This window comes from Klebsiella sp. LTGPAF-6F (genome assembly GCF_001753185.1).
Classification (GTDB): domain Bacteria; phylum Pseudomonadota; class Gammaproteobacteria; order Enterobacterales; family Enterobacteriaceae; genus Klebsiella; species Klebsiella michiganensis.
The window spans coordinates 5,601,814-5,621,320 of the sequence record NZ_CP017450.1 but is presented as its reverse complement, the minus strand read 5'-3'; the positions used below and the strand labels follow the sequence as shown (position 1 = coordinate 5,621,320).

Annotated in this window: 19 protein-coding genes; 7 read left to right on the top strand and 12 right to left on the bottom strand. The window is 53.8% G+C overall.

Translation table 11 applies throughout. The features are described from left to right. Positions 1-10: 10 nt before the first annotated feature. Entirely contained in the window at positions 11-1,150 is a 1,140-nt protein-coding gene (locus tag BJF97_RS26325; RefSeq protein ID WP_032694491.1) for an efflux RND transporter periplasmic adaptor subunit, read from the bottom strand. Positions 1,151-1,528: 378 nt separating this feature from the next. Here BJF97_RS26325 and envR point away from each other — a divergent pair, with 378 nt between their 5' ends. Then, positions 1,529-2,170: an acrEF/envCD operon transcriptional regulator gene (gene envR / locus BJF97_RS26320; protein WP_004854718.1), complete on the top strand. Its 642-nt coding sequence runs from the start codon at positions 1,529-1,531 to the stop codon at positions 2,168-2,170. Positions 2,171-2,243: 73 nt separating this feature from the next. On the opposite strand, the gene fis is transcribed toward envR, so the two are convergent. The 11 genes from fis to acuI form a co-directional block, all read right to left on the bottom strand. After that, entirely contained in the window at positions 2,244-2,540 is a 297-nt protein-coding gene (fis, locus tag BJF97_RS26315; protein WP_000462905.1) for a DNA-binding transcriptional regulator Fis, read from the bottom strand. A gap of 24 nt (positions 2,541-2,564) precedes the next feature. Further along, positions 2,565-3,530, bottom strand: coding sequence for a tRNA dihydrouridine synthase DusB (gene dusB / locus BJF97_RS26310; protein WP_014227023.1), 966 nt, complete (start codon positions 3,528-3,530; stop codon positions 2,565-2,567). Positions 3,531-3,858: 328 nt separating this feature from the next. Beyond that, positions 3,859-4,599, bottom strand: a complete 741-nt coding sequence (locus BJF97_RS26305; RefSeq protein WP_014227022.1) for a carbonic anhydrase — start codon at positions 4,597-4,599, stop codon at positions 3,859-3,861. Positions 4,600-4,735: 136 nt separating this feature from the next. Continuing rightward, positions 4,736-5,617: a 50S ribosomal protein L11 methyltransferase gene (gene prmA / locus BJF97_RS26300; protein ID WP_032694492.1), complete on the bottom strand. Its 882-nt coding sequence runs from the start codon at positions 5,615-5,617 to the stop codon at positions 4,736-4,738. Between the two features lie 11 nt (positions 5,618-5,628). Then, entirely contained in the window at positions 5,629-7,080 is a 1,452-nt protein-coding gene (panF, locus tag BJF97_RS26295) for a sodium/pantothenate symporter (protein WP_014227020.1), read from the bottom strand. Further along, positions 7,070-7,312 carry a YhdT family protein gene (locus BJF97_RS26290; protein WP_004125848.1) on the bottom strand — a complete coding sequence of 81 codons (243 nt, stop codon included), beginning with the start codon at positions 7,310-7,312 and terminating at the stop codon, positions 7,070-7,072. Before BJF97_RS26290 ends, panF begins: the two co-directional genes overlap by 11 nt. Positions 7,313-7,422: 110 nt before the next feature. Beyond that, entirely contained in the window at positions 7,423-8,772 is a 1,350-nt protein-coding gene (gene accC / locus BJF97_RS26285) for an acetyl-CoA carboxylase biotin carboxylase subunit (protein ID WP_004125846.1), read from the bottom strand. 10 nt (positions 8,773-8,782) lie between these two features. Further along, positions 8,783-9,256, bottom strand: coding sequence for an acetyl-CoA carboxylase biotin carboxyl carrier protein (gene accB, locus BJF97_RS26280; RefSeq protein WP_032694493.1), 474 nt, complete (start codon positions 9,254-9,256; stop codon positions 8,783-8,785). A 393-nt stretch (positions 9,257-9,649) separates the two neighbouring features. Further along, a complete protein-coding gene (gene msrQ, locus BJF97_RS26270; RefSeq protein ID WP_014227019.1) occupies positions 9,650-10,249 on the bottom strand; it encodes a protein-methionine-sulfoxide reductase heme-binding subunit MsrQ in 600 nt (199 codons plus the stop codon). Further along, on the bottom strand, positions 10,249-11,250 hold the full coding sequence (msrP, locus tag BJF97_RS26265; RefSeq protein WP_014227018.1) for a protein-methionine-sulfoxide reductase catalytic subunit MsrP: 1,002 nt from the start codon (positions 11,248-11,250) through the stop codon (positions 10,249-10,251). The genes msrQ and msrP overlap by 1 nt, the downstream gene beginning before the upstream one ends. 77 nt (positions 11,251-11,327) lie before the next feature. Further along, positions 11,328-12,302 carry an acrylyl-CoA reductase (NADPH) gene (gene acuI / locus BJF97_RS26260; protein ID WP_032694494.1) on the bottom strand — a complete coding sequence of 325 codons (975 nt, stop codon included), beginning with the start codon at positions 12,300-12,302 and terminating at the stop codon, positions 11,328-11,330. A gap of 237 nt (positions 12,303-12,539) precedes the next feature. On the opposite strand from acuI, the gene csrD reads away from it, so the two are divergent. The 6 genes from csrD to rng all read left to right on the top strand — a co-directional run bounded on the left by csrD (position 12,540) and on the right by rng (position 19,435). Continuing rightward, positions 12,540-14,480: an RNase E specificity factor CsrD gene (gene csrD / locus BJF97_RS26255; protein WP_014227016.1), complete on the top strand. Its 1,941-nt coding sequence runs from the start codon at positions 12,540-12,542 to the stop codon at positions 14,478-14,480. A 305-nt stretch (positions 14,481-14,785) separates the two neighbouring features. Continuing rightward, positions 14,786-15,829 carry a rod shape-determining protein MreB gene (gene mreB, locus BJF97_RS26250; RefSeq protein ID WP_002918653.1) on the top strand — a complete coding sequence of 348 codons (1,044 nt, stop codon included), beginning with the start codon at positions 14,786-14,788 and terminating at the stop codon, positions 15,827-15,829. A 70-nt stretch (positions 15,830-15,899) separates the two neighbouring features. Next, entirely contained in the window at positions 15,900-16,886 is a 987-nt protein-coding gene (mreC, locus tag BJF97_RS26245) for a rod shape-determining protein MreC (RefSeq protein WP_004106252.1), read from the top strand. Further along, the gene (gene mreD / locus BJF97_RS26240; RefSeq protein ID WP_004125830.1) at positions 16,886-17,374 is read left to right on the top strand and encodes a rod shape-determining protein MreD; all 489 of its coding nucleotides are present in this window, start codon (positions 16,886-16,888) and stop codon (positions 17,372-17,374) included. The genes mreC and mreD overlap by 1 nt, the downstream gene beginning before the upstream one ends. 7 nt (positions 17,375-17,381) lie before the next feature. Further along, positions 17,382-17,963: a Maf family protein gene (locus BJF97_RS26235; RefSeq protein WP_014839653.1), complete on the top strand. Its 582-nt coding sequence runs from the start codon at positions 17,382-17,384 to the stop codon at positions 17,961-17,963. Positions 17,964-17,965: 2 nt separating this feature from the next. Next, positions 17,966-19,435, top strand: coding sequence for a ribonuclease G (rng, locus tag BJF97_RS26230; protein ID WP_004125826.1), 1,470 nt, complete (start codon positions 17,966-17,968; stop codon positions 19,433-19,435). The last annotated feature ends 72 nt before the right edge of the window (positions 19,436-19,507 follow it).

The following is a 19,507-nucleotide window of genomic DNA, read 5'->3' as shown; positions in this document are numbered from 1 at the left end:
GATTCGTACCTTATTGCGCGACGGACGTCGCGGTATCCTCTTCGGCCTTCACGGTGACGCCGGGACGTACTTTCTGCAGACCGCTGACGATAACCTTTTCACCGGCTTTCAGACCGCTCGTGATTAACCACTTATCGCCAATCGCCTGTGAGGCGGTGACGGCTCGCGTTTCCACCTGGTTTTTGTCATTAATGAGCATCACGCTGGCATCGCCGCGCGGCGTCCGGGTGACTCCCTGCTGAGGAATGAGAATGGCATTCGGTGAAACGCCCTCATCAATGCGGGCGCGAACAAACATCCCTGGCAGCAGAGCGTGCTGTGGGTTGGGGAAGATGGCGCGAAGCGTAATTGAGCCGGTGCTCTCATCTACCGTGACGTCAGAGAACTGCAGCGTGCCCTGAAGCGCATAAGGTTTTCCGTTTTCCATAATCAACTGCACGCTTTTGGTGTCACTGCCGTGCTGCAGGCTTTCCTGTTTCAGGCGCATGAAATCATTACTGGATTCGGTGACATCCACATAAATGGGATCGAGCTGCTGTACCGTCGCCATTGCGTCAGCCTGACCATTTGTCACCAGGGCACCTTCGGTCACGCTGGATTTGCCGATGCGGCCGCTGATTGGCGACGTCACTTTTGTGTACGCCAGGTTAATACGCGCGCTTTCCACGGCTGCTTTTGCGGCGATAACGTCGGCATCGGCCTGGCGCGCGGTCGCCACCGCCTGATCGTATTCTTGCTGGCTGATATATTTTGTGCCGAGAAGAGGCGCGTAGCGTTTGACCGTTAAGTGGGCGATAGCCGCCGCGGCTTCTGCTTTTGCTTCATCACCTTTTGTACTGTTGTAAGCCGCCTGATAGGTCGCCGGATCGATTTGATAAAGAGACTGTCCAGCGGTGACATCGCTACCTTCGACAAAGTTACGTTGCAGGATAATCCCGCTGACCTGCGGGCGGACTTCCGCGACGCGGTAGGCAGATGTGCGGCCAGGTAGCTCCGTGGTGACGGACAGCGGCGCGCTGTGTACGACATAAACGGAGACCTGAGGTATCTGCGCATGCGGTTGCCGATCGCCTGAATTATCGCAACCGCTGAGCAGGATGGCCGGGATGATAAGGCTGGATAAAAGTGTAACCCTGACATGAGGTGTCATTGCTGTTCCTTATAGATTATGAGCCAGGCATGGCCACGAATCTGTGCAAGAAATAATGAATTAAAATGCGGTTTGTTATCCTACAAATAAAAAACGATGGATGTAAGACATAGTTATTTTTTAGCCATCAGCAAGGCACGTAAAAACAAAATATCAGGAATAATGTTTTTAGAATGAACTTAAATTAAAATTTGCTTACATTGATATTTAATATATGAATGTATTTATCTTAATTATTCTTGTGGTGTATTTATTGGAGAGCGTTTGAGATTTAACTCATCTGTATTTTTGCTAAACAATATTGATTGTCAGATGTTAGGTTTATAGGTATCCAGCGATTTCCCCACACTCTCAATCTGGCGTTGAGTGGAGCACCGTATGCCCAGAAGAACGAAAGAAGATGCGTTAAAGACGCGGCAGCTTCTGATTGAGTCTGCCATTCAGCAGTTTGCCTTACGTGGCGTGACCAGCACGACCTTAGCCGATATCGCTGATGCTGCTGGCGTGACGCGCGGAGCGGTGTACTGGCACTTTGCAAGCAAAGCTGAGCTATTTAATGAAATGTGGCAACAGCAGCTGCCGCTACGCGACCTGCTTCAGCATGAATTTAACCTTAAAGACGATCAGGATCCGCTCAGCACGCTACGAGAGAAATTTATTATTGGCTTACAATATATCGCTAATAATCCCCGTCAACGTGCCTTAATGCAAATTCTGTATCAGAAGTGTGAGTTTTCCAGCGACATGATGCCGGAAGCTGAGATTCGCAAGAGAATTGGTTTTAGCTATCCGATTATTCGCAGCATTTTGCAGCTCTGTATTCGTAACGGATTATTGCCAGCGGAAACCAATGTTGAAATTTCATTAATTGTATTACACAGCGCATTTACCGGTATTATTAAAAACTGGCTGGTGGAGCCCGGGCAATTCGATCTGTACCGCCAGGCACCCGCCCTGGTTGATAATATTATGTCGATCCTTTGCGGGGCTAACGGGCGGCAGACGATAGCCAGCCATTAAAATTCATGTAATAAAAAAGGCGCTTCCACATGCCGAAGAGCGCCTTTTATATCAAACATTTAACTGATTAGTATCAGTTCATGCCGTATTTTTTCAATTTTTTACGCAGAGTACCACGGTTGATGCCCATCATCAGGGCAGCACGGGTCTGGTTACCGCGGGTGTATTGCATCACCATGTCCAACAGGGGCTGTTCTACTTCAGCCAGTACCAGCTCATACAGGTCATTAACATCCTGACCGTTCAGTTGAGCAAAATAGTTCTTCAGTGCCTGTTTAACCGAGTCACGCAGGGGCTTTTGAGTCACCTGATCCTGAGAGTTAACGGTAGAAACGGTCAGTACGTCAGAATTTACGCGTTGTTCGAACATAGTTCTGTCAGCTCTTTATTTCTATTACGCAAAATTTTCGAAGTATGCCTCCAACGCCTCCAGCTGTTCGCTGGAATCTTCTATGGCGTTGAATGTGCGCCGAAACTGGTCATCTGGAGCGTGTTCCTGCAGATACCAGGATACGTGTTTGCGTGCGATTCGGTACCCTTTTGCCTGGCCATAAAAGCCATGCAGTTCCCGAACGTGTGCACAAAGCAAGCGCTTAACCTCTGCCAACGGCAGCGGCGGCAGCAGCTCTCCAGTGTCCAGATAGTGCTGGATTTCCCGAAAGATCCAGGGTCTTCCCTGAGCTGCACGGCCTATCATAAGGGCATCTGCCCCCGTATAGTCGAGCACAGCTCTGGCTTTAAGCGGGTCAGTAATGTCACCATTCGCGATAACCGGAATGGAAACTTTCTGCTTAACTGCCCGAATACTGTCGTACTCAGCATCTCCGTTAAACAAACAGGCGCGCGTGCGTCCGTGAATAGTCAGAGCCTGAATGCCACATTCTTCAGCCAGTTGGGCAATTTCTACACAGTTACGGTGTTCCGGTTCCCAACCGGTGCGAATCTTGAGAGTTACGGGAACGTCCACTGCTTTGACGACCGCCGTCAGGATAGACTTCACCTGCTCGGGGTACTGCAAGAGGGCTGAACCTGCAAGCTTTCGATTCACTTTTTTAGCCGGGCACCCCATATTGATATCAATAATTTGGGCGCCGCTTTCCACGTTAATACGGGCGGCTGCAGCCATCTCTTCCGGTACGCTACCGGCGATTTGCACGGTACGAATACCGGGCTCATCAACGTGCACCATCCGTAAGCGTGACTTGTCGCTCTCCCAAACCTGCGGGTTGGAGGACATCATCTCGGATACGGTCAATCCTGCTCCCATCTCGTAACACAACGTGCGGAATGGTCTGTCAGTAATGCCAGCCATAGGCGCTGCGATGAGTCGATTCCTGAGCTGGTAGTGTCCGATGCGCATGAGTTAAGAAATGACCATACTGTGACTGCAAGGCGGCGTATATTACGCATTTTTTGCACGAGATGAAAGGCCAAACTTTGAGCAATCCTCTGCGGTGGATCAAAGAATCGCCTTGCAGGTCAGTGTGCATGAATAATTAGCTATATAAATCATTGCATTAAAAACATGTGATGAATTTATCTACACATATAATTTTGTCTAACTTCTCATTTTTTCTTCCCGACGCAGGGAACGGGCAAGATAATCTGCTGAAGAAATCAGCAAATTACCTTGGCTTTATGTGAGTTGGCTCTCATTTCAGAACATGATCGTGAAGCACAGCTGATGTTTATTCTATGACCACGCGACCATTCAGCGGCTGTACCGGACGATTGTTATCGTGATGCATAGCGTGGCTAAATTTTGCCAGCTGCGCTGATGAAAGTGTCAGGGGATGTTTAAGCACAATCCAGGTTACCCCCTCGGAGCAAGGCGGCGTGGTCAGGGAGCCGCTGAAACGCCAGTATGTCTTGTCTGCGGGAAGAAGGGCGTTGAGATCCATTTGGGTGACGATTTTAGCCGTCTGATCGGCTTTCTCGGGCATGGTGGCCCACAGTTTGTTCAGTTCGCTATTTTCCGCGCCCTGGTCGAACATCACCGCCACGACGGCAACGGCGCCTTGAGCGCTTTTATGTACCAGATGCATCTCCATCGCATAGTGCTTACCGTGAACGGTGTTTTCGCTCGGGGCATGAAAATGGAACTGCTGAAGGGTAAATGGCGTACCGTCAATCGTAACGGTATCCGCTGTTGTGGTCTTTAACCCCGCCTGGATAGTGTGACCATTGTTGATGAGCGTAATGGGGCCATCGATGTAGTGCGTATCCAGCGGTGAAAGGTGTGTCTTAAACGTGGTATCGATGTTGATAGGGGATTGATTCATACCATTTTGACAGGTTTTGTACTCCTCGTTGAGCGCCCCCCAGTGTTCCGGCGAACCTTCGCCTTCATAGCTCCAGTGGGAAGCGAAAACCGTCACGGGCATCATGCTTAACGCCAGTAATGCCGCCTTGCCTAAAGTTGTTTTCATATCATTCGTCCAATGAATAAATTTATGATTTTATTGGTAACTACAATACGTTACCGCATCATCTTATTCTCATTGAGCGAATGATTTTGTACAGAAAACGCGAAAAGCGGTGGCCTGCGATGAGGCCACAGGGAGATTACTTTTTATAACCGGTGATCCGGCACCAATCCTCTTTCTCCACGACGGGATCGAGGTTAAAGAGATCGGCGTACGCTTCACAAACGCTTTCCGCCTGGCTGGCAAGGATGCCGGAAAGCCCCAGCAGACCGCCTGTAACCGGCAGCACGCTGATAAGCGGAGCCAGTTCGCGTAATGGGCCGGCCAGAATGTTTGCGACCACCACATCGGCTTTCATCGCCTCTGGCTGATCTTTAGGCAGATACAGTTCCAGGCGTTCAGAAACCCCGTTACGCTCGGCATTATCGCGGCTGGCCTGAATGGCCTGCGGGTCGATATCAATACCGATAGCTTTCGCGGCGCCCAGCTTTAATGCCGCAATGGCCAGAATGCCTGAGCCACAGCCAAAATCGATAATCGTTTTGCCCGCGAGATCGAGGCCATCCAGCCACTGCAGGCACATCGCCGTGGTGGGATGCGTACCGGTACCAAACGCCAGGCCCGGGTCGAGCATCACGTTAACGGCGTTTTCATCCGGCACATCGCGCCAGCTCGGGCAGATCCACAGGCGTTTACCGAAGCACATAGGGTGGAAGTTATCCATCCATTCGCGCTCCCAGTCCTTGTCTTCCAGTTGTTCGATTTTATGCACGAAACCGGCGCCCAGCAGCGGATTCTGCTCCAGCATCGCAATCACTTCTTTCATATCGGTCTCGGCGTCAAACAGGCCGATAACGTCAGTATCGCCCCACAGACGGGTTTCGCCCGGCAGAGGTTCGAATACCGGCGTGTCGTGCGTATCCTGGAAAGTAATGGAAACGGAACCCGCTTCCATTAACGCATCGCTCAGCTCTTCCGCGTTCGCGCCGGTAGTGTTCAGTTTCAGTTGGATCCATGGCATGGCAAAACTCTTTATTTATCAGTAGTCAATACGGCGGCTTGCGGGGCGGAGGTACCGAACCGGTTTCCGACCAGGAAAGCCAATAAGCTTAACAGCAACGCGGGCACTATCGGATGGAAGCCCAGGTACTGCAGATTAAAAGTGGCGAGTATGGCATAGAGTACGCCGCCGACGATCATCGCGCTCAACGCCCCTTTCGCGTTCGCGCGTTCCCAGTACAGGCCCAGCACCAGCGGCCATAAGAACACGGCCTCCAGGCCGCCGAACGCCAGCAGGTTGAGCCAGATAATCATCTCAGGAGGACGCCAGGCTGCCAGCAGCAGTAAAGCGCCCAGCAGCAAGGTGATCGTTGCCGACATCCGCTTCAACCGGGCTTCATTTGTTATCTGCGCGGGGCGCAGATTCAGATACAGATCTTTAATGATCGTAGCGGAACTTTGCAGCAGCTGGGCGTTGATCGTCGACATAATGGCGGCCATCGGCGCGGCGAGGAAGATCCCGGCGGCAAAGGGCGGCAATACTTTCACCATGAGCGTCGGGATGACCAGATCCGGCACCGTCAGATCCGGGATCACCGCCCGGCCTAACGCACCCGCAAGATGCATCCCAAACATCAGGATCGCCACCACGATGGTGCCAATGATAATTCCCCGGTGCACCGCTTTGCTGTCTTTATAGGAGATGCAGCGAACGGCGGTGTGCGGGAGGCCAATTACCCCGAAGCAGACCAGCACCCAGAAGGAGGTCATAAAGGTGGGGGAAAGAATGTCATCAGCCCCCTGCGGGGAAACCAGCTTAGGATCGATGGTTTGCAGGGTTTCTACCGCATTATGTAGCCCGCCCGCCGCATGAACGACGCCAACCAGCAGGACGATAGTGCCGACCAGCATCACCATTCCCTGGAGCGTGTCGTTGAGGACGCTGGCACGAAAACCGCCGAACGCGGTATAGAGCGCGATACTCACGCCAAAAATCAGCAGACCGGTTTCGTAGGGAATACCCGCCGCGGTTTCCAGCAACCGCGCCCCGCCGATGAACTGCACCGTCATTGCCCCGACAAACGCCACCAGAAGGCTCAGGCTCGCGAGCCAGACCAGCAGACGGCTTTGGTAGCGGGCAAAGAGCATATCGTTCAGGGTTACGGCATTATAGCGGCGCGCCAGAATGGCGAATTTCTTACCCAAAATCCCCAGAGAAAGCCAGATCGCCGGCAGTTGGATCATCGCCAGCAGCACCCAGCCGAGGCCATATTTATAGGCCGCGCCGGGGCCGCCTATAAACGAACTGGCGCTGATATAGGTAGCGGTAAGCGTCATGGCTAATACAATGCCGCCCATCGAGCGGCTGCCGAGGAAATATTCGTTCAGGAAGGAACCCGTTGTGCGCTTACGCATTGCATAGATGGAGAGAGCAAACACCACCAGCAGGTAGGCGATAAGCGGCAGTATGACTTCAAGCTGCATCGTCATCCTCCAGAGGAATATCGCGATAGATAACTTTTACCATCGCCCAGCACAGCAGAATAAACACCAGCGGTACCAGCAGGCAGGCCATTTCGAACCAGTGCGGCAGGCCGGTTAGGCCAATACCAACGCCCGGCAGATAGGCGGCAGCCAGCCAGGCCGCAAGATAGAGAAGGGTTAGCCACAGCGCCCAGCGCGCCTCTTTATGGGCCTGAACAAAGCGTTTGTCCATTTTTTGTCCCTTGAGGATAAAGAAAGCGGGGATTGTACCGCATGGAAAAGAGGAGAGGAGAGAAAAAGAAAAAAGGCCGGATTATCCGGCCTTTTGCAGCGATGGCAGAATTACTTCTCCTGCAATCCGAGTTTTTTCTCCAGATAGTGGATATTGGTGCCACCATTCTGGAAATGTTCGTCGTTCATGATGCGAATCTGCAGATCAACGTTGGTTTTGATGCCATCGATAATCAGCTCCTGCAGCGCATTTTTCATGCGGGCAATCGCGACATCACGGTTTTCGCCATAGCAGATCAGCTTACCGATCATTGAGTCATAGTACGGAGGCACGGTGTAGCCCGCGTAGATATGAGACTCCCAGCGCACGCCAAAACCGCCCGGCGCGTGGAAGCGGGTAATTTTACCCGGGCTCGGCAGGAAGGTGTTCGGGTCTTCGGCGTTGATACGGCATTCCACCGCATGGCCTTTAACCACAACTTCTTCCTGCTTGATGGACAGCGGCTGGCCGGCTGCGATGCGCAGCTGCTCTTTAATCAGGTCGACGCCGGTGATCATTTCGGTTACCGGGTGTTCAACCTGAATACGGGTGTTCATTTCGATGAAATAGAACTCGCCGTTTTCGAACAGGAACTCAAAAGTACCCGCGCCGCGATAGCCGATATCGACGCACGCTTTGGAACAACGCTCGCCGATATAGCGACGCAGTTCCGGCGTAATGCCCGGTGCTGGCGCCTCTTCGACCACTTTCTGGTGACGACGCTGCATGGAGCAGTCGCGCTCAGCCAGATAGATAGCGTTACCCTGACCGTCAGCCAGTACCTGGATCTCGATGTGACGAGGATTCTCCAGGTATTTCTCCATATACACCATGTCGTTGTTAAACGCGGCTTTGGCTTCCGCTTTGGTCATGGAGATGGATTGCGCCAGCTCAGCATCGCTGCGCACAACGCGCATACCGCGACCGCCGCCGCCGCCGGAGGCTTTGATAATCACCGGGTAGCCAATACGTTTTGCATGGGCGCGGTTAACGTCCATATCTTCGCCCAGCGGGCCATCAGAGCCCGGTACGGTCGGAACGCCCGCTTTCTTCATCGCGGTGATCGCAGACACTTTGTCGCCCATCAGGCGGATTGTGTCAGCTTTCGGACCGATAAAGATAAAGCCGGAACGCTCAACCTGCTCAGCGAAGTTTGCGTTTTCGGACAAAAATCCGTAACCCGGGTGAATAGCCACCGCGCCGGTGATTTCGGCAGCAGAGATAATCGCCGGGATATTGAGGTAGCTTTTTACGGACGGAGCCGGGCCGATACAGACCGTCTCATCCGCTAACAATACGTGTTTTAAATCGCGATCCGCCGTTGAGTGCACAGCAACGGTCTTGATGCCCAGTTCTTTACAGGCACGCAGGATACGCAATGCAATCTCGCCGCGGTTGGCGATAACAATTTTATCCAGCATGTTCGCCTCGTTATTCGATGACGACCAGTGGCTCGTCAAATTCTACCGGTTGACCACTTTCGACCAGAATGGCTTTCACCACGCCGGATTTATCGGCTTCGATCTGGTTCATCATTTTCATGGCTTCAACGATGCACAGGGTATCGCCCGCGTTAACTTTCTGACCGACTTCGATGAAGGCTTTCGCGTCCGGGCTCGGGGTGCGGTAGAAAGTACCAACCATTGGGGAACGTACGATGTGGCCACTGATTTCCGCTGCCGCAGGGGCTTCCATTGCTGGCGTTGCCGCAGAGGCGACTGCGTTAGACAGCGCTGGCTGTTGCTGCATCATCGGTGCGGCGTAAGCCTGTTGCATCACCGGGAAACCTGCGTTTGGCGCGGCACGGCTGATGCGTACAGACTCTTCGCCTTCAGAAATTTCCAGTTCGGAGATGCCTGATTCTTCAACCAGCTCGATCAGTTTTTTAATCTTACGAATATCCATGAGTGGGTTCCGTACTCTTTGTTTAGTGTGATTGTGACAGGCGTGTTAGCACCGTCTGTAAAGCATATGAATTACTGCTGTTGCAAGACGCCGCGCTTCTTCAGAAGCCGACAGGTTAAGCCTCCGATGCTCGAAAGCAAAAAGCGAAACTTATCGGCCAATATGCGGCTATCTTCTGCCATTCTCGGGTAAAAAACAAAATATACCTTCGATGCGCGATTGTCACCTTTTCGGGACTCAAAAAGCCCGTCAGGAAAACCAAAGTCGCACATTATAACGATTTCGTAGCATTTGGCAGCTAAATACTGGTCTTATCAGGGAAGATTATCAACCGCTATCGTGTAAAGAGTGGCGGTTGATAAAAGAACTGCGGGAAACTGCACATATCCGGAATTAGCGCCACCACTGGCGGAACTTCTTGTATCGCCATGCTAAAAGCAGGATCGCCAGCAGCGCATAAATTAGCGGTTGGGGGGATAAAATCTTCACCGACCATAGGTAGTGAATGGGGGCGAGGATCGCGACAACATAGACGAAGTTATGCAATGTTTGCCAGCGACGACCCAATCTTCGCTGCATCGCTTGCGTTGACGTCGCCGCCAGCGCCAGCAGAATCAGCCAGCTGATTAACCCCAGCGTCAGATAAGGGCGGGTGAGGACTTCTGTACCCAATAGCGCCAGATTGTTAATCCCAAGTTCGAGCAGCGTATAGCTGGTCAAATGCAGCGTAGCCCAGGCAAAGCACCATAAACCAAGTAAGCGCCGGGTGCGTATCAATAACGGCTGTTTAGCGTAGCGCGCCAGTGGCGAAACAAGCAAGGTAGCCAGCAGGAATTTAAGAGCCATCCTACCGGTAAAGTGCTGGATATCCTTTGCCGGGTCGGCGCTGAAATACCCCTGATGTCCGGCCCAGAAGAGCCAGACAAAAGGCAAAAATCCGGCCAGATGGAGAAGCACTTTCAGCCAGGTAATCTGCTTTACAGTCAGGCGCACTAGTAATTCTCCCGCAAATTCAGGCCCCGGTAGAGCGATGCTACTTCGTCAGCATAGCCGTTAAAGAGCAGTGTTGGCTGGCGTTTGACGTCGAGTACGCCGCCTGCGCCGATAAAGCGCTCAGTTGCCTGCGACCAGCGGGGGTGATCGACATGCGGATTGACGTTGGCGTAGAAGCCATACTCCTCAGGTCCGGCGAGGTTCCAGGTCGTGGGGGGACGTTCACGCGTCAGTTCGATACTGACGATAGACTTAATCCCTTTGAAACCGTACTTCCAGGGCACGGTGAGTCGGACCGGCGCACCGTTTTGCGGAGGCAGCGCTTTGCCATACACGCCTACGCTGAGCAGCGTCAGAGGATGCATGGCCTCGTCGAGCCGCAGCCCTTCGACATAGGGATACGCCAGCCCGCCGCCGATAAAACGGTCTTTTTGGCCCGGCATCTGCTCAGGCGCATAAAGCGTTTTAAACGCGACGTAGCGCGCATTGCTGGTGGGCTCGACCAGCGATAACAATTTATGCAGCGGGAAGCCGACCCAGGGAATCACCATCGACCAGGCTTCGACGCAGCGCATCCGGTAAATTCGCTCTTCCAGCGGAAATCGGCTGGTCAGGTCGTCATGATCGAGCGTAAGGGGTTTTGCCACTTCGCCGCCAATCGTCAGCGTCCAGGGGTCAGTGCGCAGGCTTCCGGCATTGGCCGCCGGATCGGCTTTATCCAGGCCGAACTCATAAAAGTTGTTGTAGCCTGATACCTTATCTTCCGGCGTGAGCGTGAGAGTGTTTTGCCATTGCGCCGGTTTATCGAACGTCAGCGCTTTACCTGCCGGCGCCGGCGGGCGGTCGTTGCCTTTAAACCAATCCAGCAGGTCAGCTTGCGCGGAGGGTGAGAGGGAAAGGGCGGTGGCGCTAATTCCCAACATTTTCAGGATCTGGCGACGCTGCAGCATAAAAACGGATTCTGCCGTTACGTCGGCTTCCGTCAGTTTTTTGGATTTCATGGCATCCTCCGTCGTGCGTTTTTCTTAGCATGACGGAGGCGGAGCGTTATTGCGAATATGTCACGAAAAATTGCAGATTAGGCGATTTTAACCAGCGTGCGCCCCTGAATCTTATTGGTCATGATCTTATCGGCAAATTCAGGGGCTTCGGCGAGGGAGATTTCCGTCGCGCTTTGCGCGTAGAAGGATTCCGGCAGATCGCGCACCAGACGCTGCCAGGCCTCGGCCCGGCGCGCGGCTGGCGTCATTACCGAATCAACGCCCTGCAGGCGCACGTTACGCAGAATAAACGGCATCACGGTCGTGGGCAGGGCAAAGCCGCCTGCCAGACCGCAGGCCGCCACGCAGCCGCCGTAGTTCATCTGCGCCAGCACTTTTGCCAGCACCTTATCGCCAACGGTATCAACGGCACCGGCCCACAGCTGTTTTTCCAGCGGGCGGGTTTCGGCGAACTCATCGCGGCTAAGAATGCGCTGCGCGCCGAGGTTTTTAAGATATTCATGGGTGCTTTCGCGCCCGGAAACCGCCGCCACCTTGTACCCGAGATGATGCAGCAAAGCGACCGCGGTGCTGCCGACGCCGCCGCTGGCCCCGGTGACCACGACTTCGCCATCTTCCGGACGAACCCCGGCGTCTTCCAGCGCCATCACGCACAGCATCGCGGTGAAACCGGCGGTCCCAATGACCATGGCTTTACGACCATCCAGGCCTTGCGGCATCGCCACCAGCCAGTCGCCTTTAACGCGAGCGCGCTCCGCCAGTCCGCCCCAGTGGCTTTCCCCCACGCCCCATCCGGTCAGCAGGACTTGCTGGCCGGCGTGGAAACGCGGATCCTCGCTGCTGTGGACAAAACCGGCAAAATCGATGCCAGGAATCATCGGAAAGTTGCGGATAATTTTTCCTTTACCAGTGATGGCCAGCGCATCTTTATAGTTAAGGCTGGACCAGTGGATATCCACTGTCACATCCCCCTGCGGCAGCTGGCTGGCGTCAATGGTTTGCACCGAAGAGAGAGTTTTGCCATCCTGCTGTTCTAAGATTAAAGCCTGCATGCGCCGGTCCTCATAGGTTGGATGATTGGAATAGGTTGGATGATTGGAAAATTTTTTCTGCAGACTATACTCGCTAACGGCATTATTACACCGATGTAACGCAATAAATTGCCAGATGCGCCAGCTTTGATAGTATGCGTCGCTCTTTAGAAAGTTAGTGCTTACTTTAGTTTAGGCGCCAGCACAGGAGCCCGGACGTTTATCGGGTAGTCATTCACACGCGGAGTTAACACAGGGATGCGATTAACGACGAAATTCTCAGCGTTTGTCACGTTACTCACCAGCCTGACGATCTTTGTCACGCTGATTGGCGCTTCGCTGAGTTTTTACAACGGCATTCAGCTAAAAATGACCAACCGCGTTCAGGCGGTGGCGACCATGCTGGATAACCGTCTGGTCTCTATGTCTTTTGACCAGATTGAACCGCAGATGGATGAGCTGATGACGCCGATCGACGCGGCGCGCGTTGACTTTCAGCTGAATGGCAAATCGGTCTATAGCCATTCCCGCACCGATAACTATCGTCCTTTAGGTAGCAGCAATCAGTTTCGCGATATCACGGTACCGTCGCTCAAGCAGCCCGGTATGGCAATCCATCTGGTGTACCTGGATCCGATGGCCAATTACTTCCGTTCACTGCACATCACCGCGCCGCTCTCCATCGCCATTGGTTTTATGGTGCTGATTATCTTTTTTTCCGTGCGCTGGATCCGTCGCCAGCTGGCGGGCCAGGAGCTACTGGAACTCCGCACTGCGCGTATTCTTAATGGCGAACGCGGACCGCAGGTGCGAGGGTCGGTACACGAGTGGCCGGCGAATACCAGTAGCGCGCTGGATATGCTGCTATCCGAACTTCAGTTCGCCAGCGATCAGCGAAGCCGCATGGATACCCTGATCCGTTCCTATGTCGCGCAGGATTCAAAAACCGGGCTGAGTAACCGATTATTTTTTGATAATCAGCTGTCGACGCTGCTTGAAGATCAGGAGAAAGTGGGGTCATACGGCATCGTAATGATGATCCGCCTGCCGGATTTCGACCTGCTGCGCGATAACTGGGGACGCGCAGCGACCGAAGAGCACTACTTTACGCTGATCAACATGCTTTCCACTTTTATTATGCGCTACCCTGGCGCACTGCTGGCTCGCTACCACCGCAGCGATTTTGCCGTTCTGCTTCCGCATCGCACGTTGAAAGAGGCGGACAGCATTGCCGGGTTACTCCTGAAAGCCATGGATGCCCTGCCGCCGACGCGAATTCTCGATCGTGACGATATGATGCATATCGGGATCTGCGCTTTCCGCAGCGGACAAACGGCGGCCCAGGTAATGGAGCATGCGGAAGCGGCCACGCGTAATGCGGTGCTGCAGGGCAGCAACAGCTGGGCCGTCTATGACGATTCTCTGCCGGAGAAAGGGCGTGGCAACGTGCGCTGGCGTACGCTTATCGAGCAAATGCTTAGCCGCGGCGGCCCGCGACTTTACCAGAAACCCGCCGTCACTCGTGATGGTCGCGTACATCATCGTGAGCTAATGTGCCGTCTTTATGATGGTAAGGAAGAGGTGATTGCGGCCGAATATATGCCGATGGTGCTGCAGTTTGGCCTGGCGGAGGAGTATGACCGTTTGCAAATTACGCGATTGCTGCCGTTTTTAGGCTTTTGGCCGGAAGAAAACCTCGCGCTGCAGGTGACGGTCGAGTCCTTGATCCGCCCTCGATTCCAGCGCTGGCTGCGCGATACTTTGATGCAATGCGAAAAATCGCACCGTCGACGTATTATTTTTGAACTTGCAGAGGCGGATGTTTGTCAATATATCGGCCGCCTGCAGCCGGTTATGCGGTTGGTTAACGCTTTAGGTATTCGAATTGCCGTGGTTCAGGCCGGTTTGACGCTGGTTGGAACCAGCTGGATCAAGCAGCTCGATGTTGAAGTGATTAAGCTGCATTCGGGGTTATCGCGCAATATAGAAAAACGCAGTGAAAATCAGCTGCTGGTGCAGAGCCTGGTAGAAGCCTGTAAAGGAATGCCGGTTCAGGTTTTCGCAACCGGCGTGCTCAGCCGAAGCGAGTGGCAGGTGCTGTCTCAATGCGGTGTTACCGGTGGTCAGGGGGAATTTTTTGCCGCCTCACAGCCACTTGACACAAATGTGAAAAAATATTCGCAAAGATACTCTGTTTGATCTGCCGTTTAGCGTGATTTCACGTAGAATAATGCGCGCCATAGTGATGGGGGTGTGCTTGTCTACCTGCCGGATTGTCGCAATGTAAATGCCAGTGAATGACCTTTGACAGGTTGCAGATTCAAGCGCGGAGCGCTGCTGAAGATTTCTGCGTTGGACGGACTCAGTCAAATTTGTAACAAAGGTAACGAACTGCACTAATTTTCACCGCAGCAGATGATTTTTGCGCCTTGTCGCTGCTGCGCGTGGTTGGTAAAGTAAGCGGATTTTGTTTTCCGCCCCAGCTTTCAGGATTATCCCTTAGTATGTTAAAAAAATTTCGTGGCATGTTTTCCAATGACCTGTCCATTGACCTGGGTACCGCGAATACCCTGATTTATGTAAAAGGACAAGGCATCGTATTGAATGAGCCTTCCGTTGTGGCCATTCGTCAGGATCGTGCCGGATCGCCGAAAAGCGTCGCCGCTGTGGGTCATGAAGCGAAGCAGATGCTTGGGCGTACACCGGGCAACATTGCAGCTATTCGCCCAATGAAAGACGGCGTTATCGCCGACTTCTTCGTTACCGAAAAAATGCTCCAGCACTTTATTAAACAGGTGCACAGCAATAGCTTTATGCGTCCGAGCCCGCGCGTGCTGGTCTGCGTGCCGGTTGGTGCGACCCAGGTTGAACGTCGCGCGATTCGTGAGTCCGCACAGGGCGCTGGCGCCCGTGAAGTCTTCCTGATTGAAGAGCCGATGGCGGCTGCGATCGGCGCAGGCCTGCCGGTCTCCGAAGCAACCGGTTCAATGGTTGTGGACATCGGCGGCGGTACTACTGAAGTGGCGGTCATCTCTCTTAACGGCGTGGTTTACTCCTCTTCTGTCCGTATTGGCGGCGACCGTTTTGACGAAGCCGTCATTAATTATGTCCGTCGTAACTATGGCTCCCTGATCGGCGAAGCGACCGCAGAACGCATTAAGCATGAAATCGGCTCCGCTTATCCGGGTGATGAAGTCCGCGAAATCGAAGTTCGCGGGCGTAACCTTGCTGAAGGCGTTCCGCGCGGCTTTACTCTGAACTCCAATGAAATCCTTGAAGCGCTGCAGGAACCGTTGACCGGTATCGTCAGCGCGGTGATGGTCGCGCTGGAACAGTGCCCACCGGAGCTGGCTTCCGATATCTCCGAACGCGGGATGGTTCTGACCGGCGGCGGTGCTCTGCTACGCAACCTTGACCGTCTGTTAATGGAAGAGACAGGAATCCCTGTCGTAGTTGCAGAAGATCCACTGACCTGCGTCGCTCGTGGCGGCGGTAAGGCACTGGAAATGATCGATATGCACGGCGGCGACTTGTTCAGCGAAGAGTAGTCAGCCTGAGATCCGGGTAGCTGGCCTACGGCTGCCCCGATCTTAACTGACACGAGAATACGCATAGCCTATGAAGCCAATTTTTAGCCGTGGCCCGTCGCTACAGATTCGCCTTATTCTGGCGGTTTTGGTGGCGCTTGGCGTGATAATCGCCGACAGCCGCCTGGGTACGTTCAGCCAAATTCGAACGTATATGGATACAGCCGTCAGCCCTTTCTACTTTGTCTCTAATGGTCCCCGGGAACTGCTGGATAGCGTTTCGCAAACGCTGGCCACCCGCGATCAGCTCGAACTGGAAAATCGCGCGCTGCGTCAGGAGTTGCTGCTCAAGAACAGCGACTTACTGATGCTGGGTCAGTACAAACAGGAGAACGCGCGTCTGCGCGAGCTGCTGGGCTCTCCGCTGCGCCAGGACGAGCAAAAAATGGTGACTCAGGTCATCTCAACGGTTAACGATCCCTATAGCGATCAGGTGGTTATCGATAAAGGCAGCGTTAACGGCGTTTATGAAGGCCAGCCGGTTATCAGCGATAAAGGCGTTGTGGGTCAGGTGGTCGCGGTCGCGAAGCTGACCAGCCGCGTGCTGCTGATTTGCGATGCCACGCATGCGTTACCGATTCAGGTACTGCGTAACGATATTCGCGTCATTGCCGCAGGCAACGGTTGTACTGACGATTTACAGCTGGAACATCTGCCGGCCAATACCGATATTCGCGTCGGCGACGTGCTGGTCACTTCGGGTCTCGGCGGCCGCTTCCCTGAAGGGTATCCGGTCGGGGTGGTTTCGTCCGTTAAGCTGGATACGCAGCGTGCGTATACGGTGATTCAGGCGCGTCCGACTGCCGGTCTGCAGCGCTTGCGTTATCTGCTGCTGCTATGGGGAGCCGATCGCAACGGCGCGAATCCGATGACGCCGGAAGAGGTTCATCGCGTAGCGAATGAACGCCTGATGCAGATGATGCCGCAGGTTCTGCCTGCACCGGATGCGATGGGGCCGCAGATGCCCGCGCCGGCAACCGGTATGCCACAGCAGCCTCTGCCAGCAGGAGGGCAATAGTGGCAAGTTACCGTAGCCAGGGACGCTGGGTTATCTGGCTCTCGTTTCTTATCGCACTATTGCTGCAGATTATGCCCTGGCCGGCGGACATTAGCGTCTACCGGCCAAACTGGGTATTGCTTATCCTGTTGTACTGGATCCTCGCGCTACCCCACCGGGTTAACGTTGGCACAGGCTTTGTTATGGGCGCGATCCTCGATCTCATCAGCGGGTCGACGCTTGGCGTTCGCGCACTATCATTAAGTATTGTGGCTTATCTGGTTGCGCTAAAGTATCAACTGTTCCGTAACCTGGCGCTTTGGCAACAGGCGCTGGTGGTAGTCATGTTATCCCTCTCCGTGGATATCATTGTTTTCTGGGCAGAGTTTTTAGTGATCAACGTCTCTTTCCGTCCGGAAGTGTTCTGGAGTAGTGTAGTAAACGGTGTGCTCTGGCCATGGATTTTCCTGCTGATGCGTAAAGTGCGCCAGCAGTTTGCGGTGCAATAAGGTTGATATGACGACTCTGTATCTTGCTTCAGGTTCTCCGCGTCGGCAGGAACTGCTGACACAGCTTGGCCTCGCTTTTGAGCGCGTGGTTCCCGGTATTGAGGAACAGCGTCGCCCGCAGGAGAGCGCCCAGCAGTATGTGGTCCGGCTGGCGCGCGAAAAGGCCCAGGCTGGCGTCGCGCTGGCACCGCGCGATCTCCCGGTTTTAGGCGCGGATACCATTGTCATCCTTAACGGTGAAGTGCTGGAAAAACCGCGCGATGGCGGGCACGCCGCCGAGATGCTACGCATGCTTTCCGGAAAGACTCATCAGGTGATGACCGCCGTGGCGCTGGCTGATAAGCGGCAGACGCTGGATTGCCTGGTGGTCACGGAGGTCACTTTCCGCGTGCTCTCAGGGCAGGATATCGCCGATTATGTCGCCAGCGGCGAACCTTTAGATAAAGCAGGTGCATACGGTATTCAGGGGTTGGGTGGCTGTTTCGTCAGGAAGATAAATGGCAGCTATCACGCCGTCGTTGGCTTACCGCTGGTGGAAACGTATGAGTTGCTAAGTAACTTTAACTCACTGCGTGAAGAAAAGGGATAAAGATGACTGCTGAATTATTAGTTAACGTAACGCCATCAGAAACGCGCGTCGCTTACATTGATGGCGGTATTCTTCAGGAAATTCATATTGAGCGTGAAGCGCGACGCGGAATAGTAGGCAATATCTACAAAGGTCGTGTCAGTCGGGTGCTGCCGGGAATGCAGGCGGCTTTTGTAGATATTGGCCTGGATAAGGCCGCGTTTCTGCACGCTTCCGATATTATGCCGCACACCGAGTGCGTGGCGGGCGAAGAGCAAAAGCAGTTCGCCGTCCGCGATATCTCCGAGCTGGTGCGCCAGGGGCAGGATTTAATGGTGCAGGTGGTGAAAGACCCCCTCGGTACCAAAGGCGCCCGCCTGACCACCGATATCACCATTCCCTCTCGCTATCTGGTCTTTATGCCCGGCGCTTCGCACGTCGGCGTCTCTCAGCGTATTGAAAGCGAAGCGGAACGTGAACGCCTGAAAAAAGTGGTCTCTGAATACTGTGACGAGCAGGGCGGATTCATTATCCGTACCGCGGCGGAAGGCGTTCATGAGCAGGAGATGGCTGCTGATGCCGCCTATCTCAAGCGCGTCTGGACGAAAGTGATGGAACGCAAAAAGCGCCAGCAGACCCGATATCAAATGTACGGCGAACTGGCGCTGGCGCAGCGCGTGCTGCGTGATTTCGCCGATGCGCATCTTGACCGGATTCGCGTTGACTCTCGTCTGACTTACGAATCGCTGCTGGAGTTTACCGCCGAATATATTCCGGAGATGACCAGCAAGCTGGAGCACTACAGCGGCCGTCAGCCGATTTTCGATCTCTTTGACGTGGAAAATGAAATCCAGCGCGCTCTGGAACGCAAAGTTGAGCTGAAATCAGGTGGTTATCTGATCATTGACCAAACGGAAGCGATGACCACCGTTGATATCAACACCGGGGCATTCGTCGGTCACCGTAATCTTGACGATACTATCTTTAATACCAATATTGAGGCGACCCAGGCGATTGCCCGCCAGCTGCGGCTGCGCAATCTCGGTGGGATTATCATCATCGATTTCATTGATATGAATAATGAAGATCACCGCCGTCGGGTGCTGCACTCTCTTGAGCAGGCGCTGAGCAAAGACCGGGTTAAAACCAGCATCAACGGCTTCTCCCAGCTTGGGCTGGTAGAGATGACCCGCAAGCGTACTCGCGAAAGCGTGGAGCATGTGCTGTGTAATGAGTGCCCTACCTGCCACGGTCGCGGTACGGTGAAAACGGTGGAAACGGTGTGCTATGAAATCATGCGCGAGATCGTGCGCGTGCATCATGCCTACGATTCCGACCGGTTCCTGGTCTATGCTTCTCCTGCGGTAGCGGAAACGCTGAAAGGGGAAGAGTCGCACGCGCTGGCAGAAGTCGAGATCTTTGTCGGTAAGCAGGTCAAAGTGCAAATTGAACCGCTCTATAATCAAGAGCAGTTTGATGTAGTAATGATGTAATCATCCGTTTTGCTTGCTGATGTCGGGATAAAGAGGCGGGCAAAAGGATGACGCGTAACAGGCTGACAAGGA